The sequence below is a fragment of the Pseudomonas sp. 31-12 genome (assembly GCF_003151075.1).
Lineage (GTDB): Bacteria > Pseudomonadota > Gammaproteobacteria > Pseudomonadales > Pseudomonadaceae > Aquipseudomonas.
Genome location: NZ_CP029482.1, coordinates 6,302,281 through 6,319,169 on the forward strand (window position 1 = coordinate 6,302,281; position 16,889 = coordinate 6,319,169).

A 16,889-nucleotide genomic window follows, 5' to 3' on the forward strand; every position below is an offset into this window, starting at 1 on the left:
TTCGTGCAGGTAGAGTCTGATCAGACCGCAATCCCCTTGCGGCACTGCAGTTGTGCGGTGCGTACGCGAGAAAAGGCGCGGGACAGGCGCAGGAGCATTTCGTCGATGTTGGCTTTGCTGACGGTGAGGGCCGGGGTGAAGCGCAGGCAATCGGGTTGCGGGGCGTCGAGCAACAAGCCTTCGTACAACGCTGACTTGACTACGGCATCAGCCGAATCATCGGACAGAGTCAGCCCCCAGAGCAGCCCTTGCCCGCGCAGTTCACCGTGACCGTAGCGATGGGATAACCGACTCAGTCCTTCGCGCAGGTGCTGACCGGTTTCTTCCACATGATCGAGAAAACCCTTGTCCTGGATCATGTTGAACACGGCAAGACCGGCCGCCGTCATCAGCGCATTGCCATGGTGAGTTCCGCTCAGTTCGCCCACCTCGAAACAGCAGGCGTTACCTCGCGCCAACATCGCGGCCAGTGGTACACCGCCGCCAAGCCCTTTGCCGAGGACGACGATATCGGCTCGAACGCCAAAGGACTGTTCGGCTAGCAAGGTGCCGCAGCGACCGATGCCGGTTTGCACTTCGTCGAGGATCAACAGAATGCCCAGGTCTCGGCACAGCCGTTCGACGCCCTTGAGGTAATTCTCGGTGGCCGGAATCACCCCGGCTTCGTTCTGGATCGGTTCGAGCAGGATTGCCACGGTCCGAGCATCGACCGCCGCGTGCATCGCCGCAAGATCATTGAAGGGAACGTGGTGGAAGTCCGACACGGAAATTGTCCCGAGACTACGGCCATGGCAGCCGTTACTCGCAACAATGATCCGTGAGGCCCCGCCGCGATGCCGCTGCCCCCATTTACGTGCCAGGTGAATCGCTGCATCACAGGCTTCCCTGCCACTGTTAAGCAGGTACGCCTGATCACTGCCGGTGCTAGCGCAGAGCCGCTCGGCAAGGTTGAGCATGCCGCGGTTGTGCAGGGCAAAACCCGGATTGATCAGTAACTGAGCCTGTTCCGAGATCGCGTTGACCAGCACCGAAGGGCTGTGGCCGAGGCTATTGGCGCCGCCACCCTGCGAGAAATCCAGATAAGCGCGGTCATCGCTGTCCCACAACCATGAGCCTTGGCCGCGGACGAAAATCTGTTTCGGCCGCTCGACACTGGGCATCAGGCACTTGCTGGAAAGGGTGTCGCGTCTGGAAGACTGGAAAGTGTCCACGACCAAGTCATCGAGACTCGGGGGATTGCGACGCAAGCTAAATAAATTCATTGGTTCAAACCTCGCTTGAGGTTTTTTGCCTTACCTATGTAAACACCATCGACGTAAACGGTATTCATCGTGCGTTCCGGCCCTGTAAGCCTTGTGAATACGGTTAGACTAGGCTCAGGCACGGCGTTGAGCCATTTCGATTTCCCAGCATTTTCGATAAGCGCACCTTATGGATTTCAAGCAACTGCGTTATTTCGTCGCGGTCTACGAGGAAGGCCACGTGGGCCGGGCGGCCGAGCGACTGTCAATCTCCCAACCGGCACTGTCGCAACAGATCCGCCAGCTCGAACAGAACCTCGATGTGAGCCTGTTCGAACGCAGCAGCAAGCGCCTGCTGCCTACCCTCGCCGCCCACACTTTGTACAACCATGCCGTGCCATTGCTTGATGGGCTGCAACGGGCGCGCGAAGCCTTGGGCAACTTCAAGGGCCAGGCGTTACGCACTTTGGCTATCGGCGTGTTGCAGACGGTTCACACCAGCCTGGTGCCGCAGATGCTCGAACGCGTGCGCAAGGCGCAGCCGCATCTGGTGGTGCAGATCTATGAGCTGACGGGGCTGGAAATCGAACGGCGGCTGCTCAATGGTTCGCTCGACATCGGCATCAGCTACCTGCCACCCCGTCAGCCGGGTTTACATGGCGTCATGCTGTACGAAGATGAACTGACCCTGGTCATCCCGGCGGACCACCCCCTGCGCGAATTCAAGAAAGTCTCGATGAGCCAGGCCGCCGAGTTACCCATGCTGTTGCTGGGAGAAGAGTTCCAGGTACGGCAGATCTGGCAGACACAACTGGCCAATCTGGGACGACGCCCGCAGGTGCAGGCAGAACTGAACAACATGGCGGGGATTCTCGACAGTCTGCCCCACACCCGCCTGGCCACCGTCCTGCCCGGGCGCTCGCAAAAGGCGCTCGGCAATAACGAACTGCTGTGGAAACCGCTGACCGAACCGCGAGTGCCGCTAAAAGTCGGATTGGTGTGTCGGGATGTGCAGCGGCAACAAGCCTCGCTGGCCTTGTTACGCACGCTGTTGGAGGAAGTGATGAACCGGCCGGACGACCGCTTGAACAGCCCGACTGCGCCCCACGGGCTGAGCTGAATACTTTTCTCGAGGCAAAAGAAAACCCCGCCGAAGCGGGGCTTTGCAGACTGTTTCCCTGACATCCATTTCACTCCGCCGTCCTGGCAGAATCCTACGTGTCCGTGTTGTTGCTTTGCGCTTCCTGCGCGACGTCCATGTGAAGTAGATTAGCTCTGGATCCAATTTTCGCCTATGGGAGAACAGCAGCACGTCATGTAAGAGAATGCTTACATGACGCTATCGGGTCAGAACTGTGCAGCGTCCAGCAGAAACAGCGACTCGCTCCCCGCCTTCACCGACGCGCTCAACGAATGAATACGCGGCAACAGACGGGCGAAATAGAACCGCGCCGTGCCCAACTTGCTCGCGTAGAAATCGTCCTGCGCTTCTTTGCCCAGGGCTGCCTTGGCCATGAGCGCCCACATGTAGGCGTACGCCACGTAACCGAAAGTTTGCAAGTACTCGACCGACGCCGCGCCGATTTCGTTCGGGTTGTTTTTTGCCCGGTCCAGCAACCACGAGGTCAGTTCATCGAGGGTGGTCACGGCATCGTTGAGAGGCTTGGTGAACTCTGCCAAGTCAGCGCTGGCACTGGCGGTGAAGTGACGGATTTCGTCCGCAAACAGGTTGTAGAACGCTCCGCCGGTGCCGACGATCTTGCGCCCTACCAGGTCCAGCGCCTGAATACCGTTGGTGCCTTCGTAGATCTGGGTGATGCGCACATCACGAACCAGTTGCTCCTGGCCCCACTCACGGATGTAACCGTGGCCGCCGAACACTTGCTGGCCGTGAACGGTGGTCTCCAGACCGAGGTCGGTGAGGAACGCCTTGGCCACCGGGGTCAGCAAAGCGACCAGATCTTCCGCACGCTTGCGGGTGGTCGCGTCTTCGCTGAACTTGGCGGTGTCCAGTTGCATGGCCACGTAAGTGGAGAAGGCACGACCGCCTTCGTTTGAGGCTTTCATGGTCAGCAGCATGCGACGCACGTCTGGGTGGACGATGATCGGGTCAGCGACCTTGTCCTTGTTCTGCGCGCCGGTCGGCGAACGGCTTTGCAGACGGTCGCGGGCGTATTCGACGGCGTTCTGGTACGAGCGCTCGCCGGTGGCCAGGCCCTGAATACCGACACCCAAACGCTCGTAGTTCATCATGGTGAACATCGCCGCCAGGCCTTTGTTCGGCTCGCCGACCAGGTAACCCACGGCTTCGTCGAAGTTCATCACGCAGGTCGCGGAGGCCTGGATGCCCATCTTGTGTTCGATCGAACCGCAGTTCGCCGGGTTGCGCGCGCCCAGGCTGCCATCGGCATTGACCATGAACTTCGGCACAAGGAACAGCGAAATACCTTTTGGCCCCGCCGGTGCGTCCGGCAGTTTGGCCAGCACCAGGTGGATGATGTTTTCGGTCAGGTCGTGTTCGCCACCGGTGATGAAGATCTTGGTGCCGCTGACTTTGTAGGAACCGTCGGCCTGAGGCTCGGCCTTGGTGCGGATGATCCCCAGGTCCGTACCGGCGTGCGGCTCGGTCAGGCACATGGAGCCGGCCCAGACCCCGGCGTACATGTTTGGCAGGTACGCGGCTTTCAGCTCTTCGCTGGCGTGGGCGTTGATCGACAGGCAGGCGCCCGCGGTCAGCATCGGGTACAGACCGAAGGACAGGCTGGCGGAGTTGACCATTTCTTCGACTTGCGCGGAAACCGCCTTGGGCATGCCCATGCCGCCGTAGGTCGGATCGCCACCGACACCGACCCAGCCGCCTTCGGCATACGTCTGATAAGCCTGTGGGAAACCGGCCGGAGTGGTGACGGCACCGTCCGCCCAATGGCAACCTTCTTCGTCAGCCGCACGGCTCAGGGGCGCGATGCTTTTGCTTGTGACCTTGCCGGCCTCTTCGAGAATGGCTTCGACGGTTTCCGCATCGACGGTCTCGGCCAGCGCCGGCAACTCGGCCCAGAGTTTGGCGACCTCGAAGACTTCATTGAGGACGAAGCGCATATCGCGCAGGGGCGCTTTGTAGTCAGCCATGGCAAACCTCGCAAGATCTAAACAGGTGATTCGTGGGAATGGTGTTTTCGTTGGGTCCGAGTGTAACCCAACAACTTTTGCGACACATAGGGTCAGCCAGTGACCGTTTTGTAATGTTTAGTCACTGACCATTCAGTCATGAAAAAGCCCGCAAACGAGGCGGGCTTCTTTGTGTCTGGTTTTACAAAGACTAAAGCGCAAACAACTCCGCCGGCAGCTTCATCAGGCAATCGCTGCCCGCTTCGATGGCCGCCCGATGAGCGGCGGTGCGGGGCAGCAAACGCTTGAAGTAAAACTCGCTGGTGGCCAGTTTGCCCCGGCAGTAGTCGGCATCGCCGATGCCCGCGTCAAGTTGTGCCTGAGCCACCAGCGCCATGCGCAGCCACAAATAGCCGAGGATGATGTAACCGCTGTACATCAGGTAATCCACCGACGCAGCACCGACTTCGTCCGGATTCTTCATCGCGGCCATGCCGACCTGGGTGGTCAACTCGCCCCATTGCTGATTCAGGCCATTGAGTTGCGCCACATAGCTGGCCAGTTGTGGATGCTCGGCATTCGCCGCGCAGAACTTATGGACGATTTTGGTGAAGCCACGCAGGAGTTTGCCCTGGCTGCCCAGCACTTTGCGCCCGAGCAGATCCAGCGCCTGAATGCCGTTGGTGCCTTCGTAGATCGGCGCGATCCGGCAGTCACGAACCAGCTGCTCCATACCCCATTCACGGATGAACCCATGGCCGCCAAACACTTGCATGCCGTGGTTGGTCACTTCCAGCCCGGTGTCGGTCATGAAGGCTTTGCAGATCGGCGTGAGAAATGCCAACAGGTCTTCGGCGTCCTGGCGCGCCGTTTCATCCGGGCTCAGATGCGCCGCGTCCAGCAACTGCGCGGTGAAATAGGTCAGGGCGCGGTTGCCTTCGTTGAAGGCCTTCATGGTCAGCAACATCCGGCGCACGTCGGGATGAACGATGATCGGATCGGCGGCTTTTTCCGGTGCTTTGGGACCGGTGAGCGAGCGCATTTGCAGGCGATCGTTGGCGTACTTGATAGCACCCTGAAAGCTCGCCTCACCCAGACACAGACCCTGCATGCCGGTGCCGAGCCGCGCGTGGTTCATCATGGTGAACATGCAGTTCAAGCCCTTGTTCGGCTCGCCGATCAGGAAGCCCTTGGCCTCGTCGAAGTTCAGCACGCAGGTGGCCGAGGCCTTGATGCCCATTTTGTGTTCGATCGAGCCGCAGGAAACGCCGTTGCGCTCGCCGGCTTCACCCTCGGCATTGGGTAGGAATTTGGGAACGATGAACAGGGAAATGCCCTTGGTGCCTGCCGGTGCGTCCGGCAGTTTCGCCAACACCAGATGAATGATGTTGTCGCTCATGTCGTGTTCGCCGGCCGAGATAAAGATCTTGCTGCCGGAAACCGCGTAGCTGCCGTCGGCGGAAGGGACGGCGCGGGTTTTGATGATGCCCAGGTCAGTACCGCAATGGGCCTCGGTCAGGCACATGGTGCCGGTCCATTGGCCGGCCGTCAGTTTGCTCAGGTAGGTGTTTTTCTGCTCGTCGGTGCCGTGGGCATGGATGGCCGACATTGCACCGTGGGTCAGGCCGGGGTACATACCCCAGGAGGTATTGCTGGAGCCAACCATTTCACTAATGACCAGGCCCAGGGAGCTTGGCAAACCCTGGCCGCCATACGCCGGATCAGCCGCCAGACCATGCCAGCCGCCTTCCACGTATTGTGCGAAAGCCTGCTTGAAACCTGTAGGCGTTGTCACCACGCCATTGTCGAAATGGCAGCCTTCTTCGTCGCCGCTGCGGTTCAACGGCGCCAGAACGTTCTCGCAGAACTTCGCGCCTTCTTCGAGGATCGCATTGACCATATCCGGGCTGGCGTCGGTGGCACCCAGCGCGGCGTAGTTGGTGTGGAAGTCGAAGACGTGGTCGATCAGAAAGCGCATGTCGCGCAGGGGAGCTTTGTATTCGGGCATGGTCATTTCTCCGTCAGCAGATCCCTCAAACCTACTGCCGCCCACCTTGCCTCACAATCACAGTCCAGACGCTGAATGCGCCATCATCACTCAACCCGCAGCGGCGTCCATGCGCACCGCGCCACGGCGAGTCTGACCGAAGGCCACCACACAATTCCGCCCGGCGCCCTTGGCGCTGTAAAGCGCTTCGTCAGCGGACTTGAGCACTTTTTCGGGGGTTCGTTGCTCCACGCGTTCGGCGACACCGATGCTGACGGTGACCGACACACTTGAAGCGCCGGAGCCCGCGCGACGCTGACGCCCCTGTTGGTCGTCCTGCGGGCGGGCGTCTTGGTTGCGCAGTTGAATGTTGTAAGTGGCGATGGACTCGCGGATGACTTCCAGGTGCGGCATGCACTCTTCGAGGGTCTTGCCAGCGAACACCAGAGCAAATTCCTCTCCGCCGTAGCGATACGCCCTACCGCCTCCGCCGATTTTCGACAGTTTGCTGGCGACCAGTCGCAGCACTTGGTCGCCGACATCGTGACCGTGGGTGTCGTTGAATTTCTTGAAGTGATCGACGTCGCTCATGGCCAGCACGTAATTGCGCCCCAACCGCTGCATCCGTTCGTTCAAGGCGCGACGACCCGGCAGGCCGGTGAGCTCGTCGCGGAAGGCCATTTGATACGCCTCGTGAGCGACCGCTGCGGCAATCATCAACATCACCTGGCTGCACATGATGTTCAGGGTGAACGGCAGGATGAAGGTTTTCGGCAGCGCCCAGAACAACCCGAGCAAACCCACCAGCTGTGCGGCGTGCAAAGGTCTCGGGTTACGCCAGTATTGCCAGCTCAGCAGCAGGAACGAGGCGATGAATACGGGATAGGACAGCTGAATCAGGCTCATCCAGGCGCCGTGCAGCGCTGGCCAGCGGATTTCCGAAAGCCACATCAGCAAGGCCTGGGGATAACTTTGCTCCAGCCCGAGCGCGACACTGCCGACGGCCAGCAACACTGCGAAACGCGCCACCATGTCCTGAAACAGATGAGTGCGTTCCTGCCAGGCTGCGAACACGCCGAACAACAGCGGCAGCAACAGGCAACACAGATGGAAAATCACTGCTGCGTCATCACGAACCTTGCCGTGGTCGCGGTAATAGTCGGTCTGGGTATCGAGCAGGAAGTAGGCGATGTACACCGTGACCATCAGAAACAGCTCACGCTGCCTTCGGTAAACCGCGCAGTACGCACCGCCGAGCAACAGCACCAGGGTTGGCAGCACGTTGAACAGCGAAGTGAAGAAGACGTTGAGATCCTTGATGTAAGCGGCCGCAAGCCCCGCAAGTAAAAGCAGTATCGACGGTAGGAAATGGCTGAGACGTACAGCGGAAGAACGCGGCAAGGGTAAAGCTCCGACCGTCATGACAATAGATGGCATTGTGCCCACCTACTGTAACGGCAGAAATGCTGACTTACTGAGTCAATTGTCAGGTTTTTTTAGCGGGTGCATCAGTGGCCGTAGACCGGGTGGGCAGTGCCTAGATCCCATCAACAATCGCGGGCGACTGCTTTTACTTTTCCCAAGAACAAAAAAGCCGCTACCCCCGAAGGGATAGCGGCTTTGTGAAGAACAGCGTTAAGGCTTAGTAGCCCAGCGCGAAGTCCTCTTCTCTCATGTCCATCAAGTTGTTGGCACCCGACAGCATGGTTGCAACGTGAGTGCGGGTACGCGGCAGGATGCGCTGGAAGTAGAAGCGCGCAGTCTGCAGCTTGGCGGTGTAGAACGCCTCTTCGGAAGTGCCGGCAGCCAGCTTCTCGGCAGCCAGACGCGCCATGTCAGCCCAGAAGTAGGCCAGGCAGGCGTAACCGGAGTACATCAGGTAGTCCACCGAGGCCGCGCCGACTTCTTCGCGATCTTTCATGGCGGCCATACCGACCTTCATGGTCAGCTCACCCCACTCTTTGTTCAGCGCAGCCAATGGCTCGACGAACTCTTTGACCGCTTCGTTGCCTTCGTTGGTCTGGCAGAACTTGTGGACGATCTTGGTGAAGCCTTTCAGGGCCTCGCCTTGAGTCATCAGCACTTTACGGCCCAGCAGGTCGAGTGCCTGAATACCGGTGGTGCCTTCGTACAGCATCGAAATGCGGCTGTCGCGAACGTTCTGCTCCATGCCCCACTCGGCGATGAAGCCGTGGCCGCCGTAGATTTGCACGCCGTGGTTGGCGGATTCGAAGCCGACTTCAGTCATGAAGGCTTTGGCGATTGGAGTCATGAAGGCCAGCAGTGCGTCGGCTTTCTTCTTCTCTTCTTCGTCTACGCCGTATTTGACGATGTCGACTTGCTTGGCGGTGAAGTAAACCATTGCGCGGTTGCCTTCGGCGAACGCTTTCATGGTCAACAGCATGCGACGCACGTCAGGGTGAACGATGATCGGGTCAGCGGCTTTTTCCGGCGCTTTCGGGCCAGTCAGCGAACGCATTTGCAGGCGATCGCGAGCGTATTTCAGGCCGCCCTGGAAGCCGATCTCGGCGTGGGCCAGACCTTGCAGCGCAGTACCCAGACGTGCGGTGTTCATGAAGGTGAACATGCAGTTCAGGCCTTTGTTCGCCGGGCCGATCAGGTAACCGGTGGCCGCATCGAAGTTCATCACGCAGGTGGCGTTACCGTGGATGCCCATTTTGTGTTCCAGGGAACCACAGGTCACGGCGTTGCGAGCGCCGATCGAACCGTCAGCGTTCGGCATGAACTTCGGCACGATGAACAGCGAAATGCCTTTGGTGCCAGCCGGTGCATCCGGCAGACGTGCCAGCACGATGTGGACGATGTTGTCGGCCATGTCGTGTTCGCCGGCCGAGATGAAGATCTTGGTACCGGAAACTTTGTAGGAACCGTCGGCCTGAGGCTCGGCCTTGGTGCGCAGCATGCCCAGGTCGGTGCCGCAGTGCGGTTCGGTCAGGCACATGGTGCCGGTCCATTCGCCGGACACCAATTTGGTCAGGTAAGCCTCTTGCTGCTCAGGCGTACCGTGCTCGGAAATGGTGTTCATCGCGCCGTGCGACAAGCCTGGGTACATGCCCCACGACCAGTTGGCTTCGCCAACCATTTCGCTGACCGCCAGACCCAGAGACTCCGGCAGGCCTTGGCCGCCGTGCTCTACGTCGTGGGCCAGGCTTGGCCAGCCGCCTTCAACGAATTGCTTGTAGGCTTCTTTGAAGCCGGTCGGGGTTTTAACGCCGGACTCGCTCCAGGTGCAGCCTTCGGTGTCACCCACGCGGTTCAGCGGAGCCAGTACCTGCTCACAAAACTTGGCGCCTTCTTCGAGAATGGCGCTAACCATGTCAGGAGTTGCGTCTGCACAAGCCGGAAGGCTCTGATAGTGCGCTTCGTAGCCGAGCAGTTCGTCACGAACGAAGCGAATATCACGCAAGGGGGCCTTGTAGTCAGGCATAGCGATAAACCTCTGCTGATGTAACCGGGAATGAACGACCGTGTTGATTTGTTGTGACGGTCAAACAGTTGTTTGAAACATACGTTTACGACCAAATCTTGTCAAGCGCCGATCTTTTGCCGTTCGTCATCACGCCACGCAAATGCCGGACACGCGGCCGCGCTGCCGCCGTTGACAACGCAACAGGCCTTGCAGGAAAGATTAGTTGAGGGAGAAGGACTTACGCACAAAAATGCCGCGAATAATCGCGGCGTTTTAGTGATGCGGATTCAGCGAGGGATCAAGCGAAGGTATCGATCAACGTGCCAAGCACTTCATCGGAAGCCTTGGCGACTTTGGCGCCGGCTTCAACCTGAAACTTGCCCTGGGCCATCTCGACCATGCTGCTGGCCAGGTCCGACTGCTGACTGCGGTCTACCGAACGCAGGCGATCAACCTGGACTGCGGAAGACTGGCTGGTCACCGAGCGCTCGATGGTGCTGCTGGCGATCTGGCCGGAAGCCTGATCGACACGGTTCTGCCCTGTCTGAATAGTGCTCAGACCGGCATAAAAAGCGGTGTTTCCTGAGATTTCCATGGGAGAACTCGTCCTAAAAAGGAACAACAGTGGCCATTGAAACAGACCTGATGGCAAAAGGCCCGACAAAAACACTAATGGCACAGTGCCTTGTCATAGGCAAAATCTCAATCCAGCAGATCCAGTTGCAGATGTTCCGCCACCGCTTCTGCAGTCACCAATTTGAGTTTCGGCACTCGTCCAAGGCAAGGCGCGGGAATCCGCTCGGCAAGAGTCGCGAGGTTCTCTTCCAGACGCGAGGTCTTCGGATCAATGATATTGGCCACCCAACCCGCCAGCTGCAAACCATCCTGCGCGATCGCCTCGGCGGTCAGCAGCGCATGATTGATACAGCCCAGGCGCACCCCGACCACCAGAATCACCGGCAGGCCCAGCGCCATCGCCAGATCCGACAGATTGTCCTGATCCGCCAATGGCACGCGCCAGCCGCCGGCGCCTTCGATCAAGGTGAAATCCGCCTGCATGTCGAGAATGTCGAGCATCGGCGTCAACAGTGATTGCACCGTCAGCGCCACGCCCGCCTCCCGCGCGGCCAGGTGCGGAGCGATCGGTGGTTCGAACGCCACCGGGTTGACCTGTGCATAAGTCAAAGGCAACGAGCACTCGGCCAACAGCGCCAGCGCATCGGAATTACGCAATCCCTTGGGCGTCACATCACAGCCGGAAGCGACCGGTTTGCCCGCCGCCGTGCTCATGCCCGCCGACCGCGCAGCATGCAACAAGCCTGCTGCAATGGTGGTCTTGCCGACATCAGTGTCCGTGCCGGTGATGAAATAGGCTGCGCTCATACGGGTTTCTCCAACACGGCGTAGACCACCTGATAAGTCGCTGGCAATCCTTCGGCCTGACGAAACTGCTCATAAGCCTCGATCAAGCCGAGGATCCGCGCGCGACCGGTCAAACCACCCGGCCGACCAGGGTTCAAGTTGTGCGCGCCCAGTGCCTTGAGTTCATGCGTCAGGCTGCGCACATCCGGGTAATGCAACACATGCGCACGGGTTTGCAGGCCGACGACCTTCAAGCCACTGGACGCGCACAAATGTTGATAAACCCCCAACTCGCGGAAGCGATTGACGTGCACCATGCCATCCACCTGCCGCCAGCTGTCACGCAACTCAAACAACGTTCCTACGCAAAGACTAGCAAACGCGAAAATCCCACCCGGCTTCAGGGCCCGATACGCCTCACTGAGCACCGATTCGAAATCCGCACACCACTGCACCGCCAGGCTCGAGAAGATCAGATCACAGGTCGAATCCTGCAGCGGCAAGTGCTCGGCATCACCGGCGATGAAATGCGTGGCGCCGCCCAGTGGCCGGGCGTGGTTGAGCATGCCTTCGGCGATGTCCATTGCCAGTCCGTGACCGGCAGGAAAGCGCTCGCCCAATGCCCGGCTGAAATGCCCGGTGCCGCATCCCAGATCCAGCCAGACGCCCGGTACAAAATCATCCGGCAAACGGCTCAACAACTGGCTGCCGACATCGCGCTGCAGTTCAGCCACGCTGTCGTAGCTCGCCGCCGCGCGGGAAAAGGAGGCCGCTACCTGACGCTTGTCGGGCAAGCCGCCGGGCAGATTGGGGAGAGATAAATCAGTCATCACCGGACTCGTGCAAAAAGGCCTGGATCGCCCCCGCCACACCGTGGGGATCTTCCAGAAGAAACGCATGGCTGGCCTGTTCAATCAGACCGATTTCGACGTCCGGCAGCAAGGCCAACAAATCACCCGCCGCTTCCGCCGGAACCAGACCGTCGAGGCCGGCGAACAAATGCAGTTGTGGACCGCGAAATGCCTGCAACGCTTGACGGGTATCCAGTTGGGCGAGCACTTCCAGTCCGCTCATCAGCACCGCTTCTGAGGTATGCGGCGCCCCACCGAGCAACAACCGCGACAGCCCGCGAGGATCTTCCGAGCCTTGGGCGCAAAGGAGTGAAAAGCGCTTCAACGTCATCCGCGGGTCGGCTTTGCAACCGGCGAGAAACGCATCGAAGGTTTCGCCAGGCATCGCACTCGGCCACTGCTCATGGGCGACAAAAGAAGGATTGCTCGCCAGGGTCAGCAAGCCGCAGCAACGATCACCCCGACGCGCCGCCAGCTCAGACGCAAGCATGCCGCCGAGGGACCAGCCACCGAGCCAGGCGTCTTGCGGGATCGTCGAATCCAGCTCATCGAGCCACTCTTCAAGCTCGCTCGATTCCAGTTCCGGCAACGGCTCGATCTCGACCCGCAGATGCTCATCCAGCCCCTGCAACGCGGCTGCCAACGGCTCCAGCGGTGAAACTCCGAGGCCCCATCCGGGCAGCAGAATCAGTCGATCACGCATGGCTTGGCTCCGGTCCAAGTTGTTGGAAACAATCGGCCAGTCCATTCAACAATAGCTGCACCTGTGCCTCGCTGTGGGCCGCGGTCAGGGTCACGCGCAGACGCGCGCTGCCGGCGGGCACGGTGGGCGGACGAATCGCCGTGACCATCAGCCCGCGCTCGCGCAGCATCTGCGACAGTCGAACCGCACGCCCGGCATCGCCGATCATGATCGGCTGGATCGGCGTGAAGCTGTCCATCAACTCAAGGCCGATCTGCTCGGCGCCGTGCCGGAACTGGCGGATCAACACTTTCAGATGCTCGCGACGCCAATGTTCAGTGCGCAGCAGCTCGAGGCTTTTGAGCGTCGCACAGGCCAAGGCCGGCGGTTGGCTGGTGGTGTAGATATAGGGGCGGGCAAACTGGATCAGGCTTTCGATCAGCTCTTCGCTGCCAGCCACAAAGGCACCCGCAGTGCCGAATGCCTTGCCGAGGGTGCCGACCAGCACCGGCACGTCTTCCTGGCTCAGGCCGAAATGCTCGACGATCCCGCCGCCGTTGGCGCCCAGCGGACCGAAGCCATGCGCGTCATCAACCATCAGCCACGCACCTTTAGCCTTGGCTTCCCGGGCCAGCGCCGGCAAGTCGGCGATATCGCCGTCCATGCTGAACACGCCGTCGGTGACCACCAGCGTATTGCCGGTCGCCTTCTCCAGACGCTTGGCCAGACTGGCCGCGTCGTTGTGCAGATAGCGATTGAAACGCGCGCCGGACAACAAACCGGCATCCAGCAACGAGGCATGATTGAGGCGGTCTTCCAGCACCGTATCACCCTGCCCGATCAACGCGGTGACCGCGCCGAGGTTGGCCATGTAACCGGTGGTGAACAGCAGCGCACGCGGGCGACCGGTCAGGTCGGCCAACGCTTCCTCCAGCTCATGATGCGGCGTGCTGTGGCCAATGACCAAATGCGACGCCCCGCCACCGACACCCCAACGAGCAGCACCGGCGCGCCAGGCTTCGATCACTTGCGGATGATTGGCCAGGCCCAGGTAATCGTTGTTGCAGAACGCCAGCAATGGCTGACCGTCGACCACCACTTCCGGGCCTTGAGGGCTTTCGAGCAGGGGGCGTTGGCGGTAGAGGTTTTCGGCACGACGGGCAGCAAGGCGTGCGGCGAGATCGAAAGACATGCAGGCCTCACGGGGCAGAATTCAGAAGCGACGACGCAATACCCTGTGGGAGCGGGCTTGCCCGCGATGACGGCGTCACATTCAACATAGAAGTCGACTGATAAATCGCTATCGCGGGCAAGCCCGCTCCCACAGTGTCTTGTATTCCTTCAGAGGAGGGCGTTAAACAGCCGCGTTATAGAACTGCTCGCTGCTCTTCTGCTCAACCAGCGCTTGTTCGATCGCGGCCTGATGCACTTCGTCCGCGTGCTCTTCGCGCGCTTCCGGCAGGATCCCCAGGCGCGAGAACAGTTGCATGTCCTTGTCGGCCTGCGGGTTGGCGGTGGTCAGCAGTTTTTCGCCGTAGAAAATCGAGTTGGCACCGGCGAAGAACGCCAGGGCCTGCATCTGCTCGTTCATCGCTTCGCGGCCAGCGGACAGGCGCACGTGGGATTGCGGCATCAGGATGCGCGCGACGGCGAGCATGCGGATGAAGTCGAACGGGTCGATGTCCTCGGCGTTTTCCAGCGGCGTACCGGCGACTTTCACCAGCATGTTGATTGGCACCGACTCTGGATGCTCGGGCAGGTTGGCCAGCTGGATCAGCAGATTGGCGCGGTCATCGAGGGACTCGCCCATGCCGAGGATGCCGCCGGAGCAGATCTTCATCCCCGATTCACGCACGTAAGCCAGGGTTTGCAGGCGCTCGCTGTAAGTGCGGGTGGTGATGATGCTGCCGTAGAACTCCGGCGAGGTGTCGAGGTTGTGGTTGTAGTAATCGAGGCCGGCGTCGGCCAGCGCAACGGTCTGGTCCTGATCCAGGCGACCCAGGGTCATGCAGGTTTCCAGGCCCATGGCTTTCACGCCTTTGACCATTTCCAGCACGTAAGGCATGTCTTTGGCCGACGGGTGTTTCCACGCCGCGCCCATGCAGAAACGGGTCGAACCGATGGCCTTGGCGCGAGCGGCCTCTTCGAGGACCTTCTGCACTTCCATCAGCTTTTCTTTTTCCAGGCCGGTGTTGTAGTGACCGGACTGCGGACAATATTTGCAATCTTCCGGGCAGGCGCCGGTCTTGATCGACAGCAGGGTGGAAACCTGGACGCGGTTGGCGTCGAAATGCGCGCGGTGCACCGTTTGCGCCTGGAACAACAGGTCGTTGAATGGCTGAACGAAGAGTGCTTTGACTTCGGCCAAAGACCAGTCATGACGCAGGGTTGCAGAGGTGCTGGCGCTCATGGGCGTTTCCTTTGTTTTATGCTTGGCAAGCGGTCGGGGGATGGAATACCCACAGACGCGACACGGATGTTCGGCATATTTAAGGAAGAGCGATGCGCTGTCAACCACCATACGTAGGACAGGTTTACATCTGGTTAAACAATGATCAACACTGCTTACTCTGCAGCGAGGCCACCGAAGAAGTCAGGCCCATCTGCATGGCCTGCGAAACGGACCTGCCCTGGTTGGGGGATCACTGCCAGACCTGCGCCCTGCCATTGCCTGCGGCCGGCCTGACGTGTGGCCCATGTTTAAAACTGCCGCCGGCTTTCGAGCGGGTCGCTGCGCCCTGGACTTACAGTTTTCCGGTGGACACGTTGATCACGCGCTTCAAGCACAGCGCCAAGTGGCCGTTTGGCCGCCTGCTCGGCGAACTTCTCGCGCAATACCTGCAACACCGCTTCGATGAGGACCTTGATAGGCCCGACGCTCTGGTCCCTGTTCCGCTTGCTGCTAAACGCCTGCGTCAACGGGGTTTCAACCAGGCCGCGATGCTCGCCCGCTGGCTCGGTGACAGCCTCAACATCCCTTGCGATGAAAAACTGCTGCTGAGGATTCAGGACACCAGCGCGCAACAAGACCTGAATGCCGATGCGCGCAAGAAGAACCTGCGCAATGCTTTTGCGCTGGTGCCCGAAGCATCCATCAAGGGCCGGCACCTGGCGATCGTGGACGACGTGCTGACTACTGGCGCCACCGCACAGGCCCTGGCCCGCCTGTTGATGGACGCTGGCGCGGCACGGGTCGATGTTTACTGCCTGGCCCGCACGCCCAAACCCGGCGAAGCGGTTTAACCCAGGGGCGCAAAACCTGGGGGAGCGGGCTTGCTCGCGAAGGCGGCTTGGCATTCAACATCGATGTCGACTGAACCGACGCCTTCGCGAGCAAGCCCGCTCCCACAGGGTTTGTGGTCTGACTTGACTCCAGCAGTCCAAGCCGCCAACGTCCTCCCCATCGCCACAACCCAAAGCCTCTCTCCATGTCCTTGCCCACCTTGTTGTCTCAGCACATTGTCCGTCGCCCGCAGCGCATCGCGTTGCTGCAGCACATCGCCGAACAGGGCTCGATCACCCGCGCCGCGAAAAGCGCGGGGCTGAGCTACAAGGCGGCCTGGGATGCCATCGATGAGCTGAACAACCTCGCGCAAAAACCGCTGGTGGAACGCAGCGTCGGCGGCAAGGGCGGCGGTGGCGCCAAGCTCTCCAGCGAAGGTGAGCGCGTGCTGCGCCTGTATCAAAAGCTGCAAGCATTGCAGGCCCAGGTGCTGGAAGCCGCGGAAGATGCCAGCGACCTGGACCTGCTCGGTCGGCTGATGCTCAGAACCAGCGCGCGCAATCAATTGCACGGAAAGATCGTGGCGATCGGCAGCCAGGGGCACAACGATCGAGTCCGTCTTGAACTGGCCGAAGGCTTGACCCTCGATGCGCAGATCACTCACGACAGCACCCTGCGCATGGAGCTGGAGACCGGCACCGAAGTCGTGGCCCTGATCAAGGCCGGTTGGCTGGAGTTGCTGGGCATCGATCAACAAACAACACCCGGCAACAATTGCCTCACGGGCATGATCGAAACCATTCTCGATGCCAAAGACGGCCCCAGCGAAGTGCGAATCGGCCTTCCCAACGGCCAGACCCTCTGCGCACTGGCCGAGCCGCTGCACTTGCGAACGCTAGGTCTTGCCGCAGACAAACCGGTGCGGGTGCAGTTCGCGCCGTCCAATGTTTTGCTCGGCACTCCACTCTGAAACAAAAGCTTCATCGACGCTCTTTAAGGTGGCTGCAA

14 protein-coding genes are annotated in these 16,889 nt (G+C 60.2%); 3 read left to right on the forward strand and 11 right to left on the reverse strand.

Going from position 1 to position 16,889, the window contains the following annotated elements; translation table 11 throughout:
- Positions 1-20 precede the first annotated feature (20 nt).
- On the reverse strand, positions 21-1,262 hold the full coding sequence (locus DJ564_RS29860) for an aspartate aminotransferase family protein (protein WP_109635357.1): 1,242 nt from the start codon (positions 1,260-1,262) through the stop codon (positions 21-23).
- Positions 1,263-1,431: 169 nt separating this feature from the next.
- On the opposite strand from DJ564_RS29860, the gene DJ564_RS29865 reads away from it, so the two are divergent.
- Positions 1,432-2,361, forward strand: coding sequence for a LysR family transcriptional regulator (locus DJ564_RS29865; protein ID WP_109635359.1), 930 nt, complete (start codon positions 1,432-1,434; stop codon positions 2,359-2,361).
- Between the two features lie 227 nt (positions 2,362-2,588).
- Here the strand turns inward: DJ564_RS29865 and DJ564_RS29870 are convergent, their stop codons facing one another.
- From DJ564_RS29870 to bioB, 10 genes are all read right to left on the reverse strand, one after another.
- Positions 2,589-4,367 (reverse strand): acyl-CoA dehydrogenase C-terminal domain-containing protein, encoded by a 1,779-nt coding sequence (locus DJ564_RS29870; RefSeq protein ID WP_109635361.1) that lies wholly within the window; start codon positions 4,365-4,367, stop codon positions 2,589-2,591.
- A 190-nt stretch (positions 4,368-4,557) separates the two neighbouring features.
- Positions 4,558-6,354: an acyl-CoA dehydrogenase C-terminal domain-containing protein gene (locus DJ564_RS29875; protein WP_109635362.1), complete on the reverse strand. Its 1,797-nt coding sequence runs from the start codon at positions 6,352-6,354 to the stop codon at positions 4,558-4,560.
- A 90-nt stretch (positions 6,355-6,444) separates the two neighbouring features.
- Complete coding sequence (locus DJ564_RS29880; protein WP_109635364.1) at positions 6,445-7,734, reverse strand: GGDEF domain-containing protein; 1,290 nt, start codon at positions 7,732-7,734, stop codon at positions 6,445-6,447.
- A gap of 241 nt (positions 7,735-7,975) precedes the next feature.
- Positions 7,976-9,781, reverse strand: a complete 1,806-nt coding sequence (locus DJ564_RS29885) for a phenylacyl-CoA dehydrogenase (protein ID WP_109635366.1) — start codon at positions 9,779-9,781, stop codon at positions 7,976-7,978.
- 280 nt (positions 9,782-10,061) lie between these two features.
- The gene (locus DJ564_RS29890; RefSeq protein WP_109635368.1) at positions 10,062-10,358 is read right to left on the reverse strand and encodes a pyrroloquinoline quinone biosynthesis protein PqqE; all 297 of its coding nucleotides are present in this window, start codon (positions 10,356-10,358) and stop codon (positions 10,062-10,064) included.
- Positions 10,359-10,465: 107 nt separating this feature from the next.
- Positions 10,466-11,146 (reverse strand): dethiobiotin synthase, encoded by a 681-nt coding sequence (gene bioD, locus DJ564_RS29895; RefSeq protein WP_109635370.1) that lies wholly within the window; start codon positions 11,144-11,146, stop codon positions 10,466-10,468.
- The gene (gene bioC, locus DJ564_RS29900) at positions 11,143-11,955 is read right to left on the reverse strand and encodes a malonyl-ACP O-methyltransferase BioC (RefSeq protein ID WP_109635372.1); all 813 of its coding nucleotides are present in this window, start codon (positions 11,953-11,955) and stop codon (positions 11,143-11,145) included. The genes bioD and bioC overlap by 4 nt, the downstream gene beginning before the upstream one ends.
- Positions 11,948-12,679: an alpha/beta fold hydrolase gene (locus DJ564_RS29905; RefSeq protein ID WP_109635374.1), complete on the reverse strand. Its 732-nt coding sequence runs from the start codon at positions 12,677-12,679 to the stop codon at positions 11,948-11,950. Before DJ564_RS29905 ends, bioC begins: the two co-directional genes overlap by 8 nt.
- Positions 12,672-13,850, reverse strand: coding sequence for an 8-amino-7-oxononanoate synthase (gene bioF, locus DJ564_RS29910; protein WP_109635376.1), 1,179 nt, complete (start codon positions 13,848-13,850; stop codon positions 12,672-12,674). Before bioF ends, DJ564_RS29905 begins: the two co-directional genes overlap by 8 nt.
- Positions 13,851-14,012: 162 nt before the next feature.
- On the reverse strand, positions 14,013-15,068 hold the full coding sequence (bioB, locus tag DJ564_RS29920) for a biotin synthase BioB (RefSeq protein WP_010467114.1): 1,056 nt from the start codon (positions 15,066-15,068) through the stop codon (positions 14,013-14,015).
- A gap of 92 nt (positions 15,069-15,160) precedes the next feature.
- Between bioB and DJ564_RS29925 the strand changes: the two genes are divergently transcribed.
- Entirely contained in the window at positions 15,161-15,901 is a 741-nt protein-coding gene (locus DJ564_RS29925; protein WP_109635377.1) for a ComF family protein, read from the forward strand.
- Between the two features lie 185 nt (positions 15,902-16,086).
- Positions 16,087-16,851 carry a TOBE domain-containing protein gene (locus DJ564_RS29935; RefSeq protein ID WP_109635381.1) on the forward strand — a complete coding sequence of 255 codons (765 nt, stop codon included), beginning with the start codon at positions 16,087-16,089 and terminating at the stop codon, positions 16,849-16,851.
- Positions 16,852-16,889: the final 38 nt, after the last annotated feature.